The organism is Caballeronia sp. LZ029 (assembly GCF_031451275.1).
In the GTDB taxonomy this organism is placed as follows: domain Bacteria; phylum Pseudomonadota; class Gammaproteobacteria; order Burkholderiales; family Burkholderiaceae; genus Caballeronia; species Caballeronia jiangsuensis.
The window spans coordinates 2,650,526-2,671,218 of record NZ_JARUXO010000001.1 but is presented as its reverse complement, the minus strand read 5'-3'; the positions used below and the strand labels follow the sequence as shown (position 1 = coordinate 2,671,218).

The window sequence follows — 20,693 nt, the reverse complement described above, 5'->3', positions numbered from 1 at the left end:
GACGTAACGATCAATCAAGTGAATCAAATCGATCCGGCCGTGTTCGGCAAAGTCGCGGTGCTGCTCGGTGGAAATTCCGCCGAACGCGAGGTTTCGCTCAATTCAGGGCGCCTCGTGCTCGAAGGTCTGCGCGACGCGGGCATCGACGCGCATCCGTTCGATCCGGCCCGGCATCCGCTTTCGGATCTGAAGGCGCAGGGCTTCGTGCGCGCGTTCATCGCGCTGCATGGCGGCTATGGCGAAAACGGGCAACTGCAAGGCGCGCTGGATTTCTACGGCATCCGTTACACGGGCAGCGGCGTGCTCGGCTCGGCGCTCGGCATGGACAAGCTGCGCACGAAGCTCGTGTGGCAGCAGACCGGAATTCCGACGCCGCCGTTCGAAACCGTGTTCCGTGGCGAAGACTACGCCGCGCGTGCGCAGGACATCATCGCGAAGCTCGGGCTGCCGCTCTTCGTGAAGCCGGCGAGCGAAGGATCGAGTGTCGCGGTCATCAAGGTGAAGAGCGCGGAAACGCTCGTGCCCGCGCTCGCCGAAGCGGCGAACTTCGACAAGATCGTGATCGTCGAGAAGAGCATCGAAGGCGGCGGCGAGTTCACGTGCTGCATCGCGGGCGACCTCGATCTGCCGGTCATCAAGATCGTGCCAGCGGGCGAGTTCTACGACTATCACGCGAAGTACGTCGCCGACGACACGCAGTACCTGATTCCGTGCGGCCTGACCGAAGCCGAAGAAGCGCGCATGAAGCAACTGACCAAGCGCGCGTTCGAGATTCTCGGCTGCACCGACTGGGGCCGCGCCGACTTCATGCTCGACTCGGACGGCAACCCGTATTTCCTCGAAGTGAACACGGCGCCCGGCATGACCGACCACTCGCTGCCGCCGAAGGCCGCGCGCGCGGTCGGCATCAGCTACAAGGATCTCGTCGTGAAGGTGCTGTCGCTCACGCTGAAGAATTAGGTCGATCACACACAGGACACGAAGAAGCGAAACCATGTGGAACAACGTTCGCCAACTCAACCTCGCCGCCAATGCGCTGCACGTCGTGCTCGTGCTGCTGCTTCTGGGCGCCGCGGGTTACTGGGCGATCCAGCGTCCCGAGTTTCGCCTGCGCGAAATTCAGATCGACGGAGACACCACGCACGTCAGTTCGCCGGTCGTGCGCGCGAGCGTGGTCGGTCATCTGAAGGGCAACTTCTTTACCGTCGATCTCGATGCGGCGCGCGCCGCGTTCGAGCAGGTGCCGTGGGTGCGCCACGCGAGCGTGCGGCGCGTGTGGCCGAACGCGCTCGCGGTGACGCTGGAGGAATACAAGCCGCTCGGCACGTGGGGCAACGATCAGCTGGTGAGCGTCGACGGCGATCTCTTCACGGCGAATCAGGGCGAACTCGACGACGATCTGCCGGCGTTCGACGGTCCCGAGGGCACGGCGAAGGAAGTGGTCGCGCGGTATCGCGATTTTCAGAAGTGGTTCGCGCCGCTGGACGCGAAGCCGGAGGAAGTGACGCTGTCGCCGCGTTTCGCGTGGACGGTCAAGCTCTCGAACGGCACGCAGATCGAACTCGGCCGCGAGCGCAACCCGGACACGCTGAATGACCGTTGCAAGCGTTTCGTCGCGTCGTGGACGTCCGTTACGGGACGATGGGGGAAAGACATCGAATATGCGGATTTGCGGTACCCGAACGGCTTCGCCATACGAGCCGCGAACATGCGCTTCATCAACGACACCGATAAGGCCAAGAAGTAAGCAGACATCACAGGCATGAGCACGCTATGAGCAAAGACTACAAAGACCTGCTGGTTTCCCTCGACATCGGAACGTCGAAGGTGGTCGCGATCGTCGCCGAATTGAAGGGCGAAGGCCACTACGAGGTGATCGGACTCGGTCAGAGCGACTCGAAGGGGTTGAAGAAGGGCGTCGTGGTCAACATCGAGGCCACGGTGCAGTCCATCCAGCGCGCGCTGGAAGAGGCCGAACTAATGGCCGATTGCAAGATCACGAACGTCTTCACCGGGATCGCGGGCAGCCATATCCGCAGCTTCAATTCGAGCGGCATGGTCGCGATCAAGGACAAGGAAGTCACGCAGGCAGACGTCGCGCGCGTGATCGAGACGGCCAAGGCGATCAACATCCCGACCGATCAGCAGGTGCTGCACATCCTGACGCAGGAATTCATCATCGACGGTCAGGAAGACGTGCGCGAGCCGATCGGCATGAGCGGCATCCGCCTCGAAGTGAAGGTGCACATCGTGACGGGCGCGGTGAGCGCGGCGCAGAACATCGTGAAGTGCGTGCGCCGCTGCGGGCTCGAAGTGAACGACCTGATCCTGCAACCGCTGGCGTCGTCGCTAGCGGTGCTGACCGAGGACGAGAAAGAGCTCGGCGTGGTGCTGGTCGATATCGGCGGCGGCACGACCGACATCGCCATCTTCAGCGAAGGCGCGATCCGTCATACGGCGGTGATTCCGATCGCCGGCGACCAGATCACGAGCGACGTCGCGATGGCGCTGCGCACGCCGACGCCCGACGCGGAAGACATCAAGGTGAGCTACGGCATCGCGAAGCAGGCGCTCGCCGATCCGGACGAAATGATCGAAGTGCCGGGCCTCGGCGAGCGCGGTCCGCGCACGCTGTCGCGCCAGGCGTTGGCGGCGGTCGTGGAGCCGCGCGTCGAAGAGCTGTTCTCGCTGGTGCAGCAGGTCGTGCGCGAGTCGGGCTACGAAGAGCTGCTGTCGAGCGGCGTCGTGCTGACCGGCGGCGCGGCGATGATGCCCGGCATGGTCGAGCTCGGCGAAGACATCTTTTTGAAGCCGGTGCGCATCGGCGTGCCGGAATACGCGGGCGGTCTCGCCGACGTGGTGCGCAATCCGCGCTACTCGACGGCGATGGGCCTGCTCGCCGAAGGACGCTCGCAACGCATGCGCGGCCGCAAGGTCGCAGTGCAAAACGGTTCGATGGGACAAGTGTTCTCGCGGATGAAGGACTGGTTCCTCGGAAACTTTTAAGCAACAGGCAATAAAAAGAATTACGCGCTGGTACCGGCGGCTGGCGCGCGACGAAAGGTTGCCCGATCTTTCATCGAATAACGCCGATCTTCATTCTTGACGGAGGCAACATGGATTTCGAAATGCTGGAAACGGAAACCAACGGAACGATCATCAAGGTCGTGGGCGTTGGTGGTGCTGGCGGCAACGCGGTTCAGCACATGATCAACCGTGGTGTGCAGGGCGTCGACTTCATCGTGATGAACACCGACGCTCAGGCGCTCGCGCGTTCCCGCGCGCCGGCAGTTCTGCAACTCGGCATGACCGGTCTCGGCGCAGGCGCGAAACCGGATAAGGGCAAGGAAGCCGCGGAAGACGCGCGCGAGCGCATCGCCGATGCACTGCGCGGCGCGCACATGGTGTTCATCACCGCGGGCATGGGCGGCGGCACGGGCACGGGCGCGGCGCCGGTGGTCGCGCAGATCGCCAAGGAAATGGGCATTCTGACCGTCGGCGTGGTGAGCAAGCCGTTCGAGTTCGAAGGCGGCCGCCGCATGCGCGTCGCGGAAGCCGGCTCGCAGCAACTGGAGGATCACGTCGACTCGCTGATCGTCGTGCTCAACGACAAGCTGTTCGAGGTGATGGGCGATGACGCCGAGATGGACAAGTGCTTCCAGTGCGCGGACGACGTGCTGAACAACGCAGTGGCCGGGATCGCGGAAATAATCAACGTCGATGGTCTCGTGAACGTCGACTTCGAAGACGTGAAAACGGTGATGGGCGAGCAGGGCAAAGCGATGATGGGCACGGCGACGGTCGCCGGCGTCGATCGTGCGCGTCTCGCCGCCGAGCAGGCTGTCGCAAGCCCGCTGCTGGAAGGCGTGGATCTGTCGGGCGCGCGTGGCGTGCTGGTGAACATCACGTCGAGCCGTTCGCTGCGTCTGTCGGAAACGCGTGAAGTGATGAACACCATCAAGAGCTACGCAGCCGATGACGCAACCGTGATCTTTGGTGCCGTGTACGACGACGCAATGGGCGATGCACTGCGCGTGACGGTGGTGGCGACTGGTCTGGGCCGCGCGGCGAAGAAGCAGCAGCAAGCGCCGATGACCCTCCTGCGCACGGGCACCGACAACCAGCCGATCGCGCACGGCCATCAGGCCGCGCACAACACGTATGGCGCGCAGCATGGGCAATCGACGACGGATTACGGTCAGCTCGACACCCCGGCCGTGTGGCGTTCGACGCGCGAAACTGCGGCATCGCACGTGCAGGCGCTGCAGGAAAAGGGCGTCGACACGTATGACATTCCGGCGTTCCTGCGCAAGCAAGCTGACTGAGCAGGCGCACGTTATTTGCTGCCGAGTGAGGTATGACGACGCGGCACACCGCGTGCACGCGCTGAACATGTCGTGCGGATGATGCAGGCTTCGCGTGGGGCGACTGTCCAAGGCCGCGTCCTGGATGCACAATGGACGCCGGGCCGTGGCCAGCCGACCCCCACGATTCTGCCCCTGACGTCGAGGAAGGCAGATTGAAGCCGAAATCGCCGCAATGATGTTCGGCACGGTTGCGGGACGATGCAATCGCAAGGATGTCCGCGAGCACTGATGAGGGAAGGACCGAGCATGATCAAAGTGGGTGATACGTTGCCCGACGTGCGTCTCTTCGAGTTCATCGAGGAGGCCACCGAGGGCTGCGCCGTGGGACCGAATGCGTTCCCGGTGCGCGAGCGGTGCGCCGGCAAGCGCGTGGTGATCTTCGGATTGCCGGGCGCGTTTACGCCGACATGCTCCGCCAGACACGTGCCTGGCTACGTCGAAGCCGCAGCGGATCTGTCCGCCGCGGGAATCGACGAAATCTGGTGCGTTTCCGTCAACGACGCGTTCGTCATGAGCGCGTGGGGACGCGATCTTCAAGCCTCGGGCAAGGTGAAGATGATCGCAGACGGCAGTGCGCGTTTCACTCAGGCACTCGGACTGGATCAGGATTTGTCCGAGCGTGGCATGGGAATTCGTTCCCAGCGCTACGCGATGGTGGTCGACGACGGCGTGGTCAAGACGTTGTCAGTCGAAGCGCCTGGCAAGTTCGAAGTCAGCGACGCTCAAAGCATCCTGGCGACGTTGCGCTGAGTGCAGCGGCGCGGCGTTGCCTTCGCGCAACGCCTGAAACGCCCTCGCACTGAGTCGCAGCTTGGGGCCGATGACCGGAAATGCCTCCATTCCGGGCATCGGCCCGTTCTACTTCATAATCGGGCCGCCGCGACGTAACACAGGGAAACAGTTGATACCTCCTGGATCAGGACGACGCGCGACGAATGGAGTATACTTGTGGCTATTAGAATTTAACGCACGATTGATTCTCTTTATAGGGAACATAAATCGGAAAGAACATCATGTTGAAGCAGCGAACAATCAAGACCGTCGTCAAAACCGTGGGGATCGGGCTCCATTCCGGTAGCAAGGTCAATCTGACTCTGCGCCCCGCACCCATTGGCACGGGCATCGTATTTTCGCGCGTCGACCTGCCCGAACCCGTCGACATTCCGGCGTCCGCAATGGCGATCGGTGATACCCGTCTCGCGTCCGTGTTGCAGAAGGACGGCGCGCGCGTGTCGACCATCGAGCACTTGATGTCGGCGTGTGCGGGTCTCGGCATCGACAACCTGTACGTCGACGTGACCGCCGAAGAAATCCCGATCATGGACGGCAGCGCGGCTTCGTTCGTGTTTCTCATCCAGTCGGCGGGTATCGAAGAGCAGAACGCGCCGAAGCAGTTCATCAAGGTGACGAAGCCCGTCGAAGTGCGCGACGGCGACAAGTTCGCGCGTCTCGAACCGTATTTCGGTTTCAAGCTGAGCTTTACTATCGATTTCCGCCATCCGGCCGTCGACAAAACCGGCCAGGCGCTGGAAGTGGATTTCGCGACGACTTCCTACGTGCGCGAGATTGCCCGCGCCCGCACGTTCGGCTTCGCGCACGAAGTCGAGATGATGCGCGAACTCGGACTCGCCCGCGGCGGCAGCATGGACAACGCGATCGTGCTGGACGAATACCGCATCCTGAACAATGACGGCCTGCGTTACGACGACGAGTTCGTGAAGCACAAGATGCTCGACGCGATCGGCGACCTTTACGTGGTCGGCCATCCGTTGCTGGCGTCGTACAAGGCGTACAAGGGCGGCCACGCGATGAACAACATGCTGCTGCGTGAATTGCTCGCGCACGAAGATGCGTACGAAATCGTCACGTTCGAGGACACGCAAAAGGCGCCGCGCGGTTTCGGATTCGATACGCAGACGGCATTCGCCTGATTTAACGCAATTATTCGGCAGTCAGAGATGAGCGGCAGCGAAAGCGCCGCTCATTTTTTTTGCGCGCGCCCCTGATGACGCGACGCCATTCGCGCGAGCGCTTCCTGCAGCGGCGACGGTTCCAGCGATTCGGCCAGTTCCTGTAGCGCGGAAGCGCCCGCCGGCGACATGCGCGCCTGCTTGGGCGGCACGGGTTCTTTCATCGATTGAGGTCGCACGCGAATCTTCAGCGCGTTGACGGCCCAGCCGCGCTGCTGAAGATCCGAAAGCAGACGCGGCTCCAGATGCCGCAAACGCGCGGCGAGCGCGTTATGCGCCGCAAAGAGCGCGAGTACGCCGTCCTTGATGAATCCCGGTTCCACGTTCGACGCCAGATAATCCGGCAGGAGCGAGCTCAAATCGCGCTGCAGCGCCGCCACTTGCTCGACGCCGGCACGCAGCGCGCGAAACGCATCGGTGCGATCGAGCACGTCGGCGACGGCTTGCGGCCTGCGTGGATCGAAACGCGACCTTGAATTTGTAGAAAAGCGGCTCATTTTTGCTTAGGCGGACGCCCGATGGAACGTCTCGATTGTACGCGAGGAGAGCCGTAGTTCCTGCTCGTTGGCCGTTTCGGCCGATGTTTGCCGAAAAGCTTTCAACCCGTTGACTGTCGCGTCACGCCGACGCCCGCGCGGGCACGCCAACGCAAGGTCTGCCAAACTCGCGTGCTAAAATTCCCGATTCGAATTTCACCTTATGGACTTAAGTCGCCGAGGTTCTCCGAGCCCGGACGCAGCTTGCACATGCGCCCGTCCGAAGCCGCGACGCAGACACTGATCCGATGACGACCGGTTTCCTTCAGAAGATTTTTGGCAGCCGCAATCAGCGGCTGGTCAAGCAGTATCAAAAGACCGTTGTGGCGATCAATGCCCTTGAGCCGACCGTCGAGAAGTACTCGGACGACCAGCTGCGCGCCAAGACCGACGAGTTCCGCCAACGTGTCGCGGGCGGTGAATCGCTCGACGTGATCCTGCCCGAGGCGTTCGCCGTCTGCCGCGAAGCAAGCAAGCGCATCCTGAAGATGCGCCACTTCGACGTCCAGCTTATCGGCGGCATGGTCCTGCACTACGGCAAGATCGCCGAAATGCGCACCGGCGAGGGCAAGACGCTCGTCGCGACGCTCGCCGCGTATCTGAACGCGCTGTCGGGCCGCGGCGTGCACGTCGTCACGGTGAACGACTACCTCGCCCAGCGCGACGCCGAATGGATGGCGCGTCTCTACAACTTCCTCGGGCTCTCGTGCGGCGTGAATCTGTCGCAGATGGAGCACTCGGAGAAGCAGGAAGCGTACGCGGCGGACATCACCTACGGCACGAACAACGAGTTCGGCTTCGACTATCTGCGCGACAACATGGTCTATGAGACCACCGCGCGCGTGCAGCGGCCGCTCAATTTCGCGATCGTCGACGAAGTGGACTCGATCCTCATCGACGAGGCGCGTACGCCGCTCATCATCTCCGGTCAGGCCGAAGATCACACCGACCTCTACGTGCGCATGAACGCGCTGCCGCCGCTGCTCGAACAGCAGATCGGCGAGGAAAAGGCGGACGGCACGGGCGTCGAGAAGCCGGGCGACTATACGCTCGACGAAAAGGCGCGCCAGGTGTTCCTGACTGAATCGGGCCACGAGAAGGCCGAGCGCCTGCTCGCCGAGTGGGGCCTGATCGGCGAAGGCGAGAGTCTCTACGCGCCGCAGAACATCACGCTGATGCACCACATCTATGCCGCGTTGCGCGCGCATACGCTCTTCCTGCGCGATCAGCACTACGTGGTGCAGAACGGCGAAGTCGTGATCGTCGACGAATTCACGGGCCGCATGATGAACGGCCGGCGCTGGTCGGATGGTCTGCATCAGGCCGTCGAAGCGAAGGAACACGTCCAGATTCAGGCCGAGAACCAGACGCTCGCGTCCATCACGCTGCAGAACTACTTCCGCATGTACGCGAAGCTGTCCGGCATGACCGGCACCGCGGACACGGAAGCGTATGAATTCAACGAGATCTACGGTCTCGAAACGGTCGTGATCCCGACCAACCGTCCGCCGAAGCGCGTCGACAAGCAGGATCAGATCTACAAGACGTCGAAGGAACGCTATGACGCGGTGATTCGCGACATCCGCGATTGCGTCGAGCGCGGTCAGCCGACGCTCGTCGGCACGACGTCGATCGAAGCGTCCGAGCTGCTGTCCAGCCTGCTCGGCCAGGCGGGCGTGAAGCACGAAGTGCTCAACGCGAAGCAGCACGCGCGCGAAGCGGCGATCGTCGCGGAAGCGGGCCGTCCGGGCGTCGTCACGATCGCGACGAACATGGCCGGCCGCGGCACGGACATCGTGCTCGGCGGCAACGTCGAGAAGCAGGCGTCGTTCATCGAGGCGGATCTTTCGATTCCCGAGGACGAGAAAGCCACGCGCATCCAGAAACTGCACGACGAATGGCAGACGCTGCACGATCACGTGAAGGCGGCGGGCGGTCTGCATATCATCGGCACCGAGCGTCACGAGTCGCGCCGTATCGACAACCAGTTGCGCGGCCGCGCGGGCCGTCAGGGCGATCCGGGTTCGTCGCGCTTTTATCTGTCGCTGGATGATCCGCTCCTGCGCATTTTCGCGGGCGACCGCGTGCGCGCGATCATGGATCGCCTGAAGATGCCGGAAGGCGAGCCGATCGAAGCGGGCATGGTCACGCGTTCGATCGAAGGCGCGCAGCGCAAGGTCGAAGCGCGCAACTTCGATATCCGCAAGCAACTGCTCGAATACGACGACGTCGCCAACGATCAGCGCAAGGTGATCTACCAGCAGCGCAACGAACTGCTCGAAGCGAACGACGTGCAGGAGACCATCGCCGCGATGCGCCAGAGCGTGATCAGCGACGTCGTGCGCACGTTCGTGCCCGCGGGCAGCATCGAAGAGCAGTGGGAAGCGCCGGAACTGGAAGAAGTGCTGCGCAACGACTGGTCGCTCGATCTTGCGGTGCAGGAGATGATCAACGAGTCGAACTCAATCGATGCCGAAGAGATCTGCGAAGCCGTGCTCGCCGCCGCCGACGAAGCGTACGAAGCGAAGGTCACGCTCGTGGGCCGCGAGTCGTTCAGCGCGTTCGAACGCTCGATCATGCTGCAGACGCTCGACAGCCGCTGGCGCGAGCACCTCGCCGCGCTTGATCACCTGCGTCAGGGCATCCATCTGCGCGGCTATGCGCAGAAGAACCCGAAGCAGGAATACAAGCGCGAGGCGTTCGAACTCTTCGCCGCGATGCTCGATGCCGTCAAGCAGGAAGTCACGCGCGTCGTGATGAACGTGCAGATTCAGTCGCCCGAACAACTCGAGGAAGCCGCCGAGCAGTACGAAGAGAAGGGCAGCCATCTCGAGAACGTGTCGTTCACGCACGCGGACTTCAACGCGCCGGCCGCCGAACCGACGCCCGCCACCGCCGCGGCGAGCGCCACGGCACAGATGGTCAGTCAGGCGATGGCCGCCGGCGACGATATCAGCGTCGCGACGCGCCCCTCGGACGACGTGCCGAAGGTCGGCCGCAACGATCCGTGCCCGTGCGGCAGCGGCAAGAAGTACAAAAACTGTCACGGCAAGCTGGCTTAATCGGCTAGTGACAGATGAACAGGCGACGCAGCGATGCGTCGTTTGTCTTTGCAGGTCTCACTTTTCACGGCGCCGGTCTCGCTCAGCGAAAGCGGCGTCAGTCTTTCAAAGCGTGCCGGTTCGAAAACCGGCACTCGCCACCTTCAGCGAGACGCGAACATGGCCGTCAACTTCCCTTCGATCGATCCCGCAGCGCTTCATCCCGTCGCCGGCGTCACGCTTGGCTGGGCCGAGGCGAATATCCGCAAGCCCAATCGCAAGGACGTGCTCGTCATTCGCGTCGATGAAGGCGCGAGCGTCGCGGGCGTGTTCACGCAGAATCGCTTCTGCGCCGCGCCCGTCACCGTGTGCCGCGAGCATCTCGCGGCGGTGGGCAAGGGCGGCAAGGGCATTCGCGCGCTCGTCGTGAACACCGGCAACGCGAACGCTGGTACCGGCGAGCCGGGCATGGCGCACGCGCGCGCGACGTGCGCGGAGCTTGCGCGCCTCGAAGGTCTCGATGCGCAACAGATTCTCCCGTTCTCGACGGGCGTGATTCTCGAGCCGCTGCCGATCGATCGTCTGAAGGCCGGCCTGCCCGCCGCGCTCGCGAATCAACAGGCCGCGCACTGGTTCGACGCCGCGCAAGCCATCATGACGACGGACACGCTGCCGAAGGCGTCGTCGCGTCAGGTGACGATCGATGGTCACGTCGTCACGCTGTCGGGCATCAGCAAGGGCGCGGGCATGATCAAGCCGAACATGGCGACGATGCTCGGCTTCCTCGCTTTCGATGCCAAGGTCGCGCAGCCGGTGCTGGACCAGCTCGTGAAGCATGTCGCGGACCGCTCGTTCAACTGCATCACCATCGACGGCGATACGTCCACCAACGATTCGTTCATCCTGATCGCGTCGGGCAAGTCGAGCCTGCCCGCGATCACGTCGACGGATTCGCCCGCGTACGCCGCACTGCGCGACGCGGTGACCGAAGTCGCGCAGGAACTCGCGCAACTCATCGTGCGCGACGGCGAAGGCGCGACCAAGTTCATGACGATCACGGTCGAAGGCGGCAAGGACGCGGCGGAATGCCGCCAGATCGCGTACGCGATCGGCCATTCGCCGCTCGTGAAGACGGCCTTCTACGCATCCGATCCGAACCTCGGCCGTATTCTCGCGGCGATCGGCTATGCGGGCGTGACGGATCTCGACGTCGGCAAGATCGATCTTTATCTCGATGACGTGCTCGTCGCGAAGGCGGGCGGACGCAATCCCGAGTACAAGGAAGAAGACGGCCAGCGTGTGATGAAGAAAAGCGAAATCGCGATTCGCGTGCTGCTCGGACGCGGCAACGCGAACGCGACGATCTGGACCTGCGACCTCTCGCACGACTACGTGAGCATCAACGCCGACTATCGCTCGTAAAGCGGCGCGCATCGATACGAACATGGACAAGCTCGAACAATTTCTCACGCGCGCCGAAGCCGTGCTGGCGCGCATCGAAGGCATGTTGCCGCCGGCGGCGCCCGATATCGACTGGGAATCCGCGGTGGCGTTTCGCTGGCGCAAGCGTCAGGGGCGCGGTTTCCTGCAACCCGTGCCGGCGATTTCGCAAATCTCGCTCGACGACCTTCGGAACATCGACCGTCAAAAAGGCCTGATACAGCAGAACACGCAGCAGTTCGTGAACAAGCTGCCCGCGAACAATGTTCTGCTGACGGGTGCGCGTGGCACGGGCAAGTCGTCGCTGATCAAGGCGTGTCTGAACGCTTATTCGAAGGACGGTCTGCGTCTCATCGAAGTCGACAAGGACGATCTGCACGATCTCGGCGATATCGTCGATCTGATCTCGACGCGGCCCGAGCGCTTCCTCGTGTTCTGCGACGACCTTTCCTTCGAGGAAGGCGAGTCGGGCTACAAGGCGCTGAAGGTTGCGCTCGATGGTTCGGTCGCGGCGCAATCGGACAATGTGCTGATTTACGCGACGTCGAACCGCCGTCATTTGCTGCCCGAATACATGAGCGACAACGAGACGTACAAGCACACGTCCGATGGCGAGATTCACCCCGGCGAAGTGGTCGAGGAAAAGATCTCGCTCTCCGAACGATTCGGCCTCTGGGTCAGCTTCTATCCGTTCAAGCAGGACGACTATCTGTCGATCGTCGGGCATTGGCTGAAGCACTTCGGTTGCGACGATGCGGAAGTCGAAAGCGCACGCGGCGATGCGCTCGTATGGGCGCTGGAACGCGGATCGCGGTCGGGGCGCGTCGCGTGGCAATTCGCGCGCGACTGGTCGGGACGCAAGCAATGACCGAATCGCAGACCGACATCGCGCCCGATGGCCGCAAGGTGACGGAAGTGGCCGTCGGCGTGATGGTGCAGCACGACGGGCGCTATCTGCTCGCGCAGCGGCCCGCCGGCAAACCGTACGAGGGTTACTGGGAGTTTCCCGGCGGCAAGCTCGAGCCGGGCGAGAGCATCGAGGCGGCGCTCGGGCGCGAATTGCACGAGGAACTGGGCATCGACGTCACCGCGTGTCAGCTCTGGCGCACGCTCGAACACGATTACCCGCACGCGTACGTGCGTCTCTTTTTCTGCAAGGTGACAGACTGGAAGGGCACGCCGCTCGGGCGTGAAGGTCAGGCGATTGCCTGGCAGACGCTTCCCGTCGACGTCGCTCCGCTGCTGCCCGCGGCGATTCCGATCCTCGAATGGCTCGAAGAGGAAGAGCGCGAATAAGCGCGAGTGAAGGTCAGTTCAGGCCGCCGTGTGAATCGTCGTCCGGCGGCGTTTCCTGTGAATTACCCGAAATCTTGTACTTCTCGGCCGCCCACGCGCCGAGATCGATTTGCTTGCAGCGTTCGGAGCAGAACGGGCGAAAGCGGTTTTCCGGAACCCAGCGGACATCCTTGCTGCAGGTCGGGCATTTGACGACAGTGGTCATGACGGTAAGACGTGGCGAATCGCGCCGGCGTTGATCAACATCTGATCCATATTGGGCCGGCCGATTCTATTCAAAGGCTGCAAAGCGTCAGATGAAACGGGACGTCCACATCGACGGCGCGCGGCTTCAGATCGCCGTCCTGAACCGTGAAGCGTACCCACAGCATGTACTTGTTCGCGCTCGCTTCGGGAATCACGCGGGTGTCCGGTGAAACGCGCACTTGCATCAGTTGATAGGTGCGGCCGGACAACATCTGCTGATAGCTGCCCTGCATGGCCATCACTTTCGATGCCTGACCCGATTCACGCGCGAGCCGCAACACGATGGCCGCCGCGTCGCGCAACGCGAGCATCGGCATGACCCATTTCGCGATGTCCTGACGCCGTTCTTCCACCGGCAACTGCTGCCAGGCGTAATACGACGGCAGATCGAACTTGCACGTACCGCCGGGGATGATCGTGCGGCTGCGGATGCTCGCGAGCCATTCGTTGTCGGCGAGATGCTGACCGGTCTTGCCGTGCATGTCGGTGAGGCCGCCGAGCGTCTGCTCGATTTCACCGAGCACGGCTTCGAGCGCTTCCTGTTCGATTCCCGGATTGCCACGGAACGGCGCGAGCGTCTGACGCTGCCGCTCCAGTTCCTTCATGAGGTCGGCCTTGAGATCCGTACGGCCTGCGACTTCGGCGATCTCAAAGAGCGTCGTGAGCGCGACGTGATGTTCTCGCGCGTCTTCCTGAGTCAGAAAAAACGTGAAGCGCTCGAACAGGTCTTCGAGGCGCAGCAGCGTCCGGATTCGCTCGTTGAAGGGATACTCGTAAAGGATCAAGCGCGCTCGCCTCGGCGTGGGTCGGTTGCTTCCATGAGCGGAAGTGAGCACATTCTAATGCCGCATCCTCACCCTAGCAAATCGCGGCATAATCGCTCGCCAAACTGCTTGTTTCGGCGCAAATCAGGGAACTTTCCGACGATTTGGGCAACTCAGGCGATCAAGCCTTTTCATGCGGATGACAGCGACAGATAACGCGCGTGCAGCGCGTCGACTTGCTGCGCGAGGGCGTCGTGCGTGGCGGTTTCGTCGTTGATGACGATATCGTCCGCTGCCGCGAGTCGCGCTTCGCGAGCCGCCTGCTTCGCGATGATCGCGAGCACCTGTTCGCGCGTGAAACCGTTGCGCCGCATGACGCGGGCGATCTGCGTTTCGACAGGGCAATCCACCACGAGCACGCGTGACACGCGCGCGGCCCATTCGCCCGACTCGACCAGCAACGGCACGACCACGATGTGATATGCGCCTTGCGCCGCAAGTCTTTGGCGCTCCGTTTCGGCGCGAATCAACGGATGCACGATGCGTTCGAGGCGCGCTTTCGCAGTGTCGTCGGCGAAGACTAGCGCGCGCATCTTCGCGCGATCGAGCGAGCCGTCCGCCGCGATGAAATCGTCGCCGAATTCGCTTGCGATGAGCGGCATCGCGACGCCGCCCGGCGCGGTGATCCGGTGCGCGATCAGATCGGTGTCGATCAGCGGCACGCCGCGCGCCGCGAACAGATCCGCGACCGTGCTTTTGCCGCTGCCGATGCCGCCGGTGAGACCAATGCTGAACATCCGTTGCTCCCTTCGATCATCCCAACAAAGAATAGAGCGGTGTGCCGACGAAGAGCGTGATCGCGCCGCCCGCCGCGAGAAACGGCCCGAACGGCAACGGCTCCTCGAAACGCATGCGCTTGCGCCACGTCGCTACGATACCGAACGCCGCGCCCGCGACGGCCGCGATCAGGACCACTTGCGCGAGCGCGGACCAGCCGAGCCACGCGCCGATCGCGGCGAGCAGTTTGAAGTCGCCGTAGCCCATGCCTTCCACGCCGCGCACGAGCTTGAAGAGCCAGTACACGCACCACAGAAAGAGATAGCCGACGATCGCGCCCGTTACGGCGTCGTGCAACGTCGCGAATCCGCTTTCGCCGAAATTCACGATGAGCCCCGCCCACAGCAGCGGCAGCGTCAGCACATCGGGAAGATAGCGCGTGTCGTAGTCGATGAGACCGGCAGTCAGCAAGGTCGCGCACAATCCGAACGCGGCCAGCGCGGGCCAGGTGGGACCGTAGGCGTACAGCGAGAGCGCCGCGAGCGCGCCGCTCGCGAGTTCCACCAGCGGATAGCGCGGGCTCACGCGCGCGCCGCACGCCGAACATCGCCCGCGCAACGCGAGATAACTGATGACGGGAATGTTTTCCCAGGCGCGCAGCACATGCTTGCAATGCGGACACGCGCTGCGCGGCACGGCGAGATTGAAGCGTTCGGGGTACGGATCGGCGGAAGGTTTCGGCGCTTCGGGCATGGCCGAATCGACTTCCGCGCGCCACGCGCGTTCGAGCATGACAGGCAGGCGATGTACGACGACGGTGAGAAAACTGCCGATCACGAGACCGAACACGACGGCGAACCCGTACTGCACGGCGACGGGAAGCGCGGCGAACGCCGCCAGATAGCGGCTCGCGAAGTGCGCGGCGGACGGATCGAACGAAGGCTGCATGATGGACGAACGGTTGCTTTGGCCCGCGATGCTACACCACGTTGCCGAGCTGAATGATAGGAAGATACATCGCGATGACGAGCCCGCCCACGAGCGCGCCCAGCACCGCGATGACGATCGGCTCGCAGAGGCTCGCGAACACGCCGATGCGCTCGTCCACCTGACGATCGGCCAGTGTGGCGAGATCGAGGAGCATCGCATCGAGCGAGCCCGATTCCTCGGCGACCGCGATCGGCTGCACGACGTCTTGCGGAAAGCAGCCGGCGGCGCGCATGGCGACCGCGAGCCGCTCGCCATTGCGCAGCCGCGCGGCGATGTCGACCGTAGCGCGGTCGAAGACGCGATTGCCCGTCGCGTGCGTGAGCGAGTCGAAGGCATCCGACAGCGACGTGCCTGCCGAGAGCAGCGTGCCGAGCGCGCGGCTCCATCGGGCGACAGCGAGGGAGCGCAGCAGCTTGCCCGCGAGCGGCATGCGCAACGCCGCGCGGTCGGAGGACTCGCGGGCATCGGGCGATCGTTTCATCCAGCGCGACACGACGATCACCGCACACGCGCACGCGATGACGAACGGCACGCCGGCATGCGCGACGCCGTCCGACAGCGCGAGCACGAAGCGCGTCGGCGCGGGCAGCGCGGCGCCGAAACCATCGAAGATCGTCTTGAAGGTCGGCACGACGCCGATCAGCAAACCCGCGGTGATCGCGAGCGAAAGCAGCAGCACCATGACCGGATAGGTGAGGGCGGCGCGCAGTCGGGCACGTTGCGATGCGGCGCGCTCGCGATCGTCGGCGAGGCGGGCTAGCACGGCCGGCAGTGCGCCCGCCACTTCGCCGACCGAGACCAACTGGCAGTACAGCGCACCGAACGCCGCGGGATGTTGCGCGAGCGCGGCTGAAAACGACACGCCGCGCGTGATGTCGCGGGCCAGCGCGCGCACGATGCGCGGCAGTCCGCCGCCGGTCGCGCTGCTAGCCAGCAATTCGAGCGCGCCCGCGAGTGGCAGGCCCGCGCGCAGCAGCCCGGCGAGTTGCCGTGTGAAGACGGTGACATCGGCGGTCTTCGCTTTCGGCGGCGGCGCGGCGCCGAGCATTTCGAGTCCGGTGACGATCACGCCTTCCCGACGCAGCGAGGCGCGGGCCGAAAGCGCATCGGCGGCGATGATCTTTCCCTGCTTCGGCCGGCCTTCGGCGTCCATTCCGCGCCAGGCGAACCGCAATTCGAGCGCGTGACTCATCATTCGATCTCCGTTGCTTCGGCTGCCTCGGCGACGCTCGTCACGCCCTCGCGCACGCGGGCGAAGGCTGCATCGCGCAATGACGGCATGCCGCGCGCCTGCGCCGCTCGCGAGATTGCATGCGTCGCCGCGCGCGATACGATCAGTTCGCGTAGTTCATCCGATACCGGCATCACCTGATGCACGCCGACGCGCCCGCGATAGCCGATGCCATGACATGCCGCACAGCCGCGCGCTTCGAACGGATGAAAGCCGTCCGCGAGCGGCAATGCCGATGGCGCGCGGCAAAACTCGCACAGCTTGCGCACGAGCCGTTGCGCGGTCACGAGCCTCAGCGCGGACGCGAGATTGTAGGGCGCCACGCCGATATCGATGAGCCGCGCGATCGCGGCCGGAGCGTCGTTGGTGTGCAAGGTCGAGAGCACGAGGTGTCCCGTCTGCGCGGCCTTCACCGCGACATCGGCGGTTTCAGCGTCGCGAATTTCGCCAACCATGATGACGTCCGGATCCTGACGCATGAACGCGCGCAGCGCCACGGCGAACGTCAGCCCCGCTTTTTCACGCACGCTCACCTGATTGATGCCCGCGAGCTGAATCTCGACGGGATCTTCGACGGAGCACACGTTGCGCGCTTCGGCATTGAGCATCTGAAGGAAGCAGTAGAGCGAAAGAGTCTTGCCGCTGCCGGTCGGTCCGGTCACGAGGACGAGACCATGCGGCGCGCGGATCGCCGATTCGACCGCGCCGCTTTGCGCATCGTCGAGACCGAGCGCGGCGAGCGACAGATCGGGCGGCAGCGCGTCGAGCCGCCGCAGCACGAGCTTTTCGCCGAAGAGAGTCGGCAGCGAGTTGACGCGATAGTCGCCGATCCGCCCGCCCGGAAGCTTGAGACGCAGCCGGCCGTCCTGCGGCACGCGCCGCTCGGCGATGTCCATGCGCGCAAGCACCTTGATGCGCGTGATGAACGCGTCGCGCAAGTGCGGCGGCGGACGCTTCAACACATGCAGCGCGCCATCGACGCGCAGCCGGATGCGCCAGTCGTGCTCCGACGGCTCGACGTGGATATCGGATGCGCCGCGCTCGGCGGCTTCGCGCAAGGTATCGGCGAGCAGCGCGACGGCGGGCGTTTCGTGATCGGATGCGTTGTCGCGTGCGGCCTCGGACGTGCGGGCAGGGCGCGCGAAGGTGTCGAAGGCGTCGCGGGAGGTGGCGGTCATGGGCGTCGGGACTTCGGAGTCGAGATGATCCGATCATCCCGCCCGCGATCGCTCGCGCCCAGTCGTCCGAATGGCTAACGCAGCGCGCGTTTCGGGGGCCCGAGCGGCTTGAAAATCTTGACGGTGCGGATCGCCTGATCGTCGCTGCGCATGACTTCGACGGTCACGTCCGCGATGCGCACCGACACGTCGCCGTCCGGAATATCTTCGAGCGTTTCGAGAATCAGACCGTTGAGCGTCTTCGGGCCGTCCGTCGGCAGCGTCAGATGCAGCCAGCGGTTCAGTTCACGCAGCGGCATGCTGCCCGCGACGATGCACTCGCCATTCTCATCCCAGCCGCCGCGCGAACCGGCGCCGCGCGGAATCGTCGTCGTGAATTCGCCGATCAGTTCCTCGATGATGTCCTCGGGCGTCACGAGCCCCTGCAACTCGCCGTACTCGTCGACCACGATCGCGATGCGATGGCCGCTTTCCTGGAAGTACTGCAGTTGCTGGAACACCGGTGTGCCGGCCGGCACGAAATAAGGCTCGGTGAGCAGTTCGCGCAGCGTATCGCGCTCGAGCTCCTGGTTATGCAGCGCCGACAGCGTCTTGCGCACATGCAGGATGCCGAGCACGCGGTCGATATCGCCCTGAAAGACGACGAGCTTGTTGTGATAGCACGTCTCGAGCTGATGCAGGATCTGCTCGAAGGGCGCGTCGAAATCGAGCGCTTCGATGCGCCGGCGCGGGATCATCACGTCATCGACGGTGATGTTCTCCAGATCGAACAGATTGAGCAGAATGCTGCGGTGCTTGGTCGGCATGAAGCTGCCGGTCTCCAGCACGATGGTGCGCAGTTCTTCGGGCGAAATCCGCTGATCGCGCTTGTTTTTCGTGTTGATGTGGAGCGCGGCGAGAATCGCGTTGGCGAACAGGTTGACGAACCAGATCAGCGGCCGCCCGATGCGCATGAGCGGCGCGAGCACGAGGCTCGCGGGAAGCGCCACTTTCTCCGGATACGTTGCGCCGACGATCTTCGGCGCGATTTCAGCGAACACGATGATCAGAAACGCGATGACGCCCGTCGTGATCGACAGGACGAGGTTGTTATGGCCGAAGGTGCGCAGCGCGATCGATGTCGTGAGCACCGGGATGATCGTGTTGATCAGGTTGTTGCCGATCAGGATCACGGAGAGAAGCTGATCGGTTTTTGCGAGCAGCCCCTGTGTGGTGCGCGCGCGTAGCGACCCCTGGCTCGCCAGATATTTCAAGCGATGGCGATTGAGCGCCATCATCGACGTTTCGGAAATCGAGAAGAAGCCGGAAAGGAAGAGAAGCAGAAAAATGGCGCAAATTTGCGCCCATAAGGGAAGGTTGTCCACGCGGTGATCGAGTAGGGGCGGAGATGGGAGGCAATATAGCAGACGGGGCAGGAAAGCCCGCTCTGGCCGTTCGGCAAGCGTACGCGGTTTCGTTGCCGGAAATAAAAAACCCGCATGGCGGACCATGCGGGTTTTTGCAATTCTGGTCGGGGTGAGAGGATTCGAACCTCCGGCCTCTACGTCCCGAACGCCAGTTTGCCGCCCTACACGGGTTTCATCAGTATATTCGAGTCCTTAAAAATCAGCCACTTGCGTTTCACTGCGCTCGCCTGCGCACCGCTGCGCGCAGGCGGAAATGGCGGCCATTGCCGCAAGATTGCCGCAAGATTTTGACCGCTCCGGTCCAGCGTATCCCGGGTTCCGGCGGTGGGGATTTCAGAACAAAAGAGCCGCTGCCTTCCAGAGCATGCCAGTGCGTGTCCAGGAGAAGGGGTTGAAGGCGTGGCTGGCGGAATTTCGGCATCCGCTCAAGAATGACACGAACAACAGGCCGGGCGAAAAGACGCGCAAGGGTTTGTGTACCGAAAACGAGACGGTGGCCGCACAACTGGTCGATGAACTTAACGACCTCCTGAGAAACGAGGCGCTGTGGTCGCTGGGCGGCCGGGATGAGACCGCCAAGCCCTATGACACACGCGTTGTCGACATTTTCTATAGCGAAATCGAGCCGCGGGTGACCTCGGCGCGGCAATTCTGCGACCGACTGCTGCCGTTGCCAACGAGCGCGGAAGGCTATGCACGTGTCGTCTTGCCTAAACTGAGCCACCGGCGCCTGCGCGAGTTGCCGCAGCCGGTCTGGCTTGGCGCGTATGCGTTGCGCGCTGCGGGCAGCACGTTCGACAGGAAGATGCGGGTTGAAAGGATGTACGAACGGTGGGTGCCGGTACCGGACGCACGCGGCGATACCATGGCCTTCGAGTTCATGGAGGAGGTCAAGTCGCTCCTGACGGTAGCCACCTCGGATGTCTAGAAGGCGGTCGAGGAAGCCACTCCAGCGGTGTAATGCGGTCGAGGGGGCGGCGGCGGGCGTGTCGTCGCCGCTCCCGGCGCGCCATCGTGACCGGCACTGGCACGACGTCCCGATGCGATGGCTGTGGCAACGCTAACGGGTGCGACCGGCATGCCCGTAGGCAAGCGACTTCAGGCGCGTGTCACGTTCGCGGCGCAGTGCGGCAACCAACGTCTCAAAAATCGCTTTAGAAAGCACCCGTGAGATAAACCGCGCTCGCTGAACTTGCCCGTCACCACTCGACGGAAATCGCAAGATGAGCACCGCTGCATTCATGCCACTGAACAAACAGGATGTCGCCCAGATTCTGGGTGTTTCCATCCGAACCGTGGAAAACTTTGTATCGAGGGGGCGGATGCCCGGGCCTGCGCACATTGGTGCCCGCGTCCTCTGGCACCCGGACGTGTTTTACGCATGGCTTGACCAGACGCTGCGAAGCGGGGGCTGGGACGACGACTGCGACGGGGAGCATCGCGAGGAAAAC

Annotated in this window: 19 protein-coding genes; 11 read left to right on the top strand and 8 right to left on the bottom strand. The window is 63.5% G+C overall.

Features of this window, described 5'->3' with window-relative positions; all coding sequences use genetic code 11:
- Positions 1-18: 18 nt before the first annotated feature.
- The 6 genes from QCE73_RS12565 to lpxC all read left to right on the top strand — a co-directional run bounded on the left by QCE73_RS12565 (position 19) and on the right by lpxC (position 6,298).
- Positions 19-960: a D-alanine--D-alanine ligase gene (locus QCE73_RS12565; protein WP_035510201.1), complete on the top strand. Its 942-nt coding sequence runs from the start codon at positions 19-21 to the stop codon at positions 958-960.
- 34 nt (positions 961-994) lie between these two features.
- Positions 995-1,747, top strand: coding sequence for a cell division protein FtsQ/DivIB (locus QCE73_RS12560; protein ID WP_035510203.1), 753 nt, complete (start codon positions 995-997; stop codon positions 1,745-1,747).
- A gap of 26 nt (positions 1,748-1,773) precedes the next feature.
- On the top strand, positions 1,774-3,006 hold the full coding sequence (gene ftsA / locus QCE73_RS12555; protein WP_008342980.1) for a cell division protein FtsA: 1,233 nt from the start codon (positions 1,774-1,776) through the stop codon (positions 3,004-3,006).
- A 110-nt stretch (positions 3,007-3,116) separates the two neighbouring features.
- On the top strand, positions 3,117-4,325 hold the full coding sequence (ftsZ, locus tag QCE73_RS12550) for a cell division protein FtsZ (protein WP_309881467.1): 1,209 nt from the start codon (positions 3,117-3,119) through the stop codon (positions 4,323-4,325).
- Between the two features lie 288 nt (positions 4,326-4,613).
- Positions 4,614-5,117, top strand: coding sequence for a peroxiredoxin (locus QCE73_RS12545; RefSeq protein ID WP_035510237.1), 504 nt, complete (start codon positions 4,614-4,616; stop codon positions 5,115-5,117).
- Positions 5,118-5,380: 263 nt separating this feature from the next.
- Entirely contained in the window at positions 5,381-6,298 is a 918-nt protein-coding gene (gene lpxC / locus QCE73_RS12540; RefSeq protein WP_035510209.1) for a UDP-3-O-acyl-N-acetylglucosamine deacetylase, read from the top strand.
- A 50-nt stretch (positions 6,299-6,348) separates the two neighbouring features.
- On the opposite strand, the gene QCE73_RS12535 is transcribed toward lpxC, so the two are convergent.
- Positions 6,349-6,834: a DUF721 domain-containing protein gene (locus QCE73_RS12535; RefSeq protein WP_035510211.1), complete on the bottom strand. Its 486-nt coding sequence runs from the start codon at positions 6,832-6,834 to the stop codon at positions 6,349-6,351.
- Positions 6,835-7,121: 287 nt separating this feature from the next.
- On the opposite strand from QCE73_RS12535, the gene secA reads away from it, so the two are divergent.
- From secA to QCE73_RS12515, 4 genes are all read left to right on the top strand, one after another.
- Complete coding sequence (gene secA / locus QCE73_RS12530) at positions 7,122-9,935, top strand: preprotein translocase subunit SecA (protein WP_309881465.1); 2,814 nt, start codon at positions 7,122-7,124, stop codon at positions 9,933-9,935.
- 159 nt (positions 9,936-10,094) lie between these two features.
- Complete coding sequence (argJ, locus tag QCE73_RS12525) at positions 10,095-11,336, top strand: bifunctional glutamate N-acetyltransferase/amino-acid acetyltransferase ArgJ (protein WP_309881464.1); 1,242 nt, start codon at positions 10,095-10,097, stop codon at positions 11,334-11,336.
- A gap of 22 nt (positions 11,337-11,358) precedes the next feature.
- On the top strand, positions 11,359-12,222 hold the full coding sequence (locus QCE73_RS12520; protein ID WP_309881463.1) for an ATP-binding protein: 864 nt from the start codon (positions 11,359-11,361) through the stop codon (positions 12,220-12,222).
- A complete protein-coding gene (locus QCE73_RS12515) occupies positions 12,219-12,650 on the top strand; it encodes an NUDIX domain-containing protein (RefSeq protein ID WP_187606094.1) in 432 nt (143 codons plus the stop codon). The genes QCE73_RS12520 and QCE73_RS12515 overlap by 4 nt, the downstream gene beginning before the upstream one ends.
- A gap of 13 nt (positions 12,651-12,663) precedes the next feature.
- On the opposite strand, the gene yacG is transcribed toward QCE73_RS12515, so the two are convergent.
- The 7 genes from yacG to QCE73_RS12480 all read right to left on the bottom strand — a co-directional run bounded on the left by yacG (position 12,664) and on the right by QCE73_RS12480 (position 19,200).
- Complete coding sequence (gene yacG, locus QCE73_RS12510) at positions 12,664-12,855, bottom strand: DNA gyrase inhibitor YacG (RefSeq protein WP_035510224.1); 192 nt, start codon at positions 12,853-12,855, stop codon at positions 12,664-12,666.
- 70 nt (positions 12,856-12,925) lie between these two features.
- On the bottom strand, positions 12,926-13,681 hold the full coding sequence (gene zapD, locus QCE73_RS12505; RefSeq protein ID WP_035510226.1) for a cell division protein ZapD: 756 nt from the start codon (positions 13,679-13,681) through the stop codon (positions 12,926-12,928).
- A 170-nt stretch (positions 13,682-13,851) separates the two neighbouring features.
- Positions 13,852-14,457, bottom strand: a complete 606-nt coding sequence (gene coaE, locus QCE73_RS12500) for a dephospho-CoA kinase (RefSeq protein WP_309881461.1) — start codon at positions 14,455-14,457, stop codon at positions 13,852-13,854.
- A 16-nt stretch (positions 14,458-14,473) separates the two neighbouring features.
- Positions 14,474-15,385 carry an A24 family peptidase gene (locus QCE73_RS12495; RefSeq protein WP_309881460.1) on the bottom strand — a complete coding sequence of 304 codons (912 nt, stop codon included), beginning with the start codon at positions 15,383-15,385 and terminating at the stop codon, positions 14,474-14,476.
- Between the two features lie 31 nt (positions 15,386-15,416).
- Positions 15,417-16,622: a type II secretion system F family protein gene (locus QCE73_RS12490; RefSeq protein ID WP_404989750.1), complete on the bottom strand. Its 1,206-nt coding sequence runs from the start codon at positions 16,620-16,622 to the stop codon at positions 15,417-15,419.
- The gene (locus QCE73_RS12485; protein WP_309881459.1) at positions 16,619-17,836 is read right to left on the bottom strand and encodes a GspE/PulE family protein; all 1,218 of its coding nucleotides are present in this window, start codon (positions 17,834-17,836) and stop codon (positions 16,619-16,621) included. Before QCE73_RS12485 ends, QCE73_RS12490 begins: the two co-directional genes overlap by 4 nt.
- 74 nt (positions 17,837-17,910) lie before the next feature.
- On the bottom strand, positions 17,911-19,200 hold the full coding sequence (locus QCE73_RS12480; RefSeq protein ID WP_035511302.1) for an HlyC/CorC family transporter: 1,290 nt from the start codon (positions 19,198-19,200) through the stop codon (positions 17,911-17,913).
- 433 nt (positions 19,201-19,633) lie between these two features.
- On the opposite strand from QCE73_RS12480, the gene QCE73_RS12475 reads away from it, so the two are divergent.
- Positions 19,634-20,170 carry a hypothetical protein gene (locus tag QCE73_RS12475; RefSeq protein ID WP_309881457.1) on the top strand — a complete coding sequence of 179 codons (537 nt, stop codon included), beginning with the start codon at positions 19,634-19,636 and terminating at the stop codon, positions 20,168-20,170.
- Positions 20,171-20,693: the final 523 nt, after the last annotated feature.

What these genes read in the sequence shown, in the direction of transcription:
- QCE73_RS12560 (WP_035510203.1), top strand. Translation starts at nt 995, where the DNA reads ATGTGGAACAACGTTCGCCAACTCAACCTCGCCGCCAATGCGCTGCAC.
- ftsA (WP_008342980.1), top strand. Translation starts at nt 1,774, where the DNA reads ATGAGCAAAGACTACAAAGACCTGCTGGTTTCCCTCGACATCGGAACG.
- ftsZ (WP_309881467.1), top strand. Translation starts at nt 3,117, where the DNA reads ATGGATTTCGAAATGCTGGAAACGGAAACCAACGGAACGATCATCAAG.
- QCE73_RS12545 (WP_035510237.1), top strand. Translation starts at nt 4,614, where the DNA reads ATGATCAAAGTGGGTGATACGTTGCCCGACGTGCGTCTCTTCGAGTTC.
- lpxC (WP_035510209.1), top strand. Translation starts at nt 5,381, where the DNA reads ATGTTGAAGCAGCGAACAATCAAGACCGTCGTCAAAACCGTGGGGATC.
- QCE73_RS12535 (WP_035510211.1), bottom strand. Translation starts at nt 6,834, where the DNA reads ATGAGCCGCTTTTCTACAAATTCAAGGTCGCGTTTCGATCCACGCAGG.
- secA (WP_309881465.1), top strand. Translation starts at nt 7,122, where the DNA reads ATGACGACCGGTTTCCTTCAGAAGATTTTTGGCAGCCGCAATCAGCGG.
- argJ (WP_309881464.1), top strand. Translation starts at nt 10,095, where the DNA reads ATGGCCGTCAACTTCCCTTCGATCGATCCCGCAGCGCTTCATCCCGTC.
- QCE73_RS12520 (WP_309881463.1), top strand. Translation starts at nt 11,359, where the DNA reads ATGGACAAGCTCGAACAATTTCTCACGCGCGCCGAAGCCGTGCTGGCG.
- QCE73_RS12515 (WP_187606094.1), top strand. Translation starts at nt 12,219, where the DNA reads ATGACCGAATCGCAGACCGACATCGCGCCCGATGGCCGCAAGGTGACG.
- yacG (WP_035510224.1), bottom strand. Translation starts at nt 12,855, where the DNA reads ATGACCACTGTCGTCAAATGCCCGACCTGCAGCAAGGATGTCCGCTGG.
- coaE (WP_309881461.1), bottom strand. Translation starts at nt 14,457, where the DNA reads ATGTTCAGCATTGGTCTCACCGGCGGCATCGGCAGCGGCAAAAGCACG.
- QCE73_RS12495 (WP_309881460.1), bottom strand. Translation starts at nt 15,385, where the DNA reads ATGCAGCCTTCGTTCGATCCGTCCGCCGCGCACTTCGCGAGCCGCTAT.
- QCE73_RS12490 (WP_404989750.1), bottom strand. Translation starts at nt 16,622, where the DNA reads ATGATGAGTCACGCGCTCGAATTGCGGTTCGCCTGGCGCGGAATGGAC.
- QCE73_RS12485 (WP_309881459.1), bottom strand. Translation starts at nt 17,836, where the DNA reads ATGACCGCCACCTCCCGCGACGCCTTCGACACCTTCGCGCGCCCTGCC.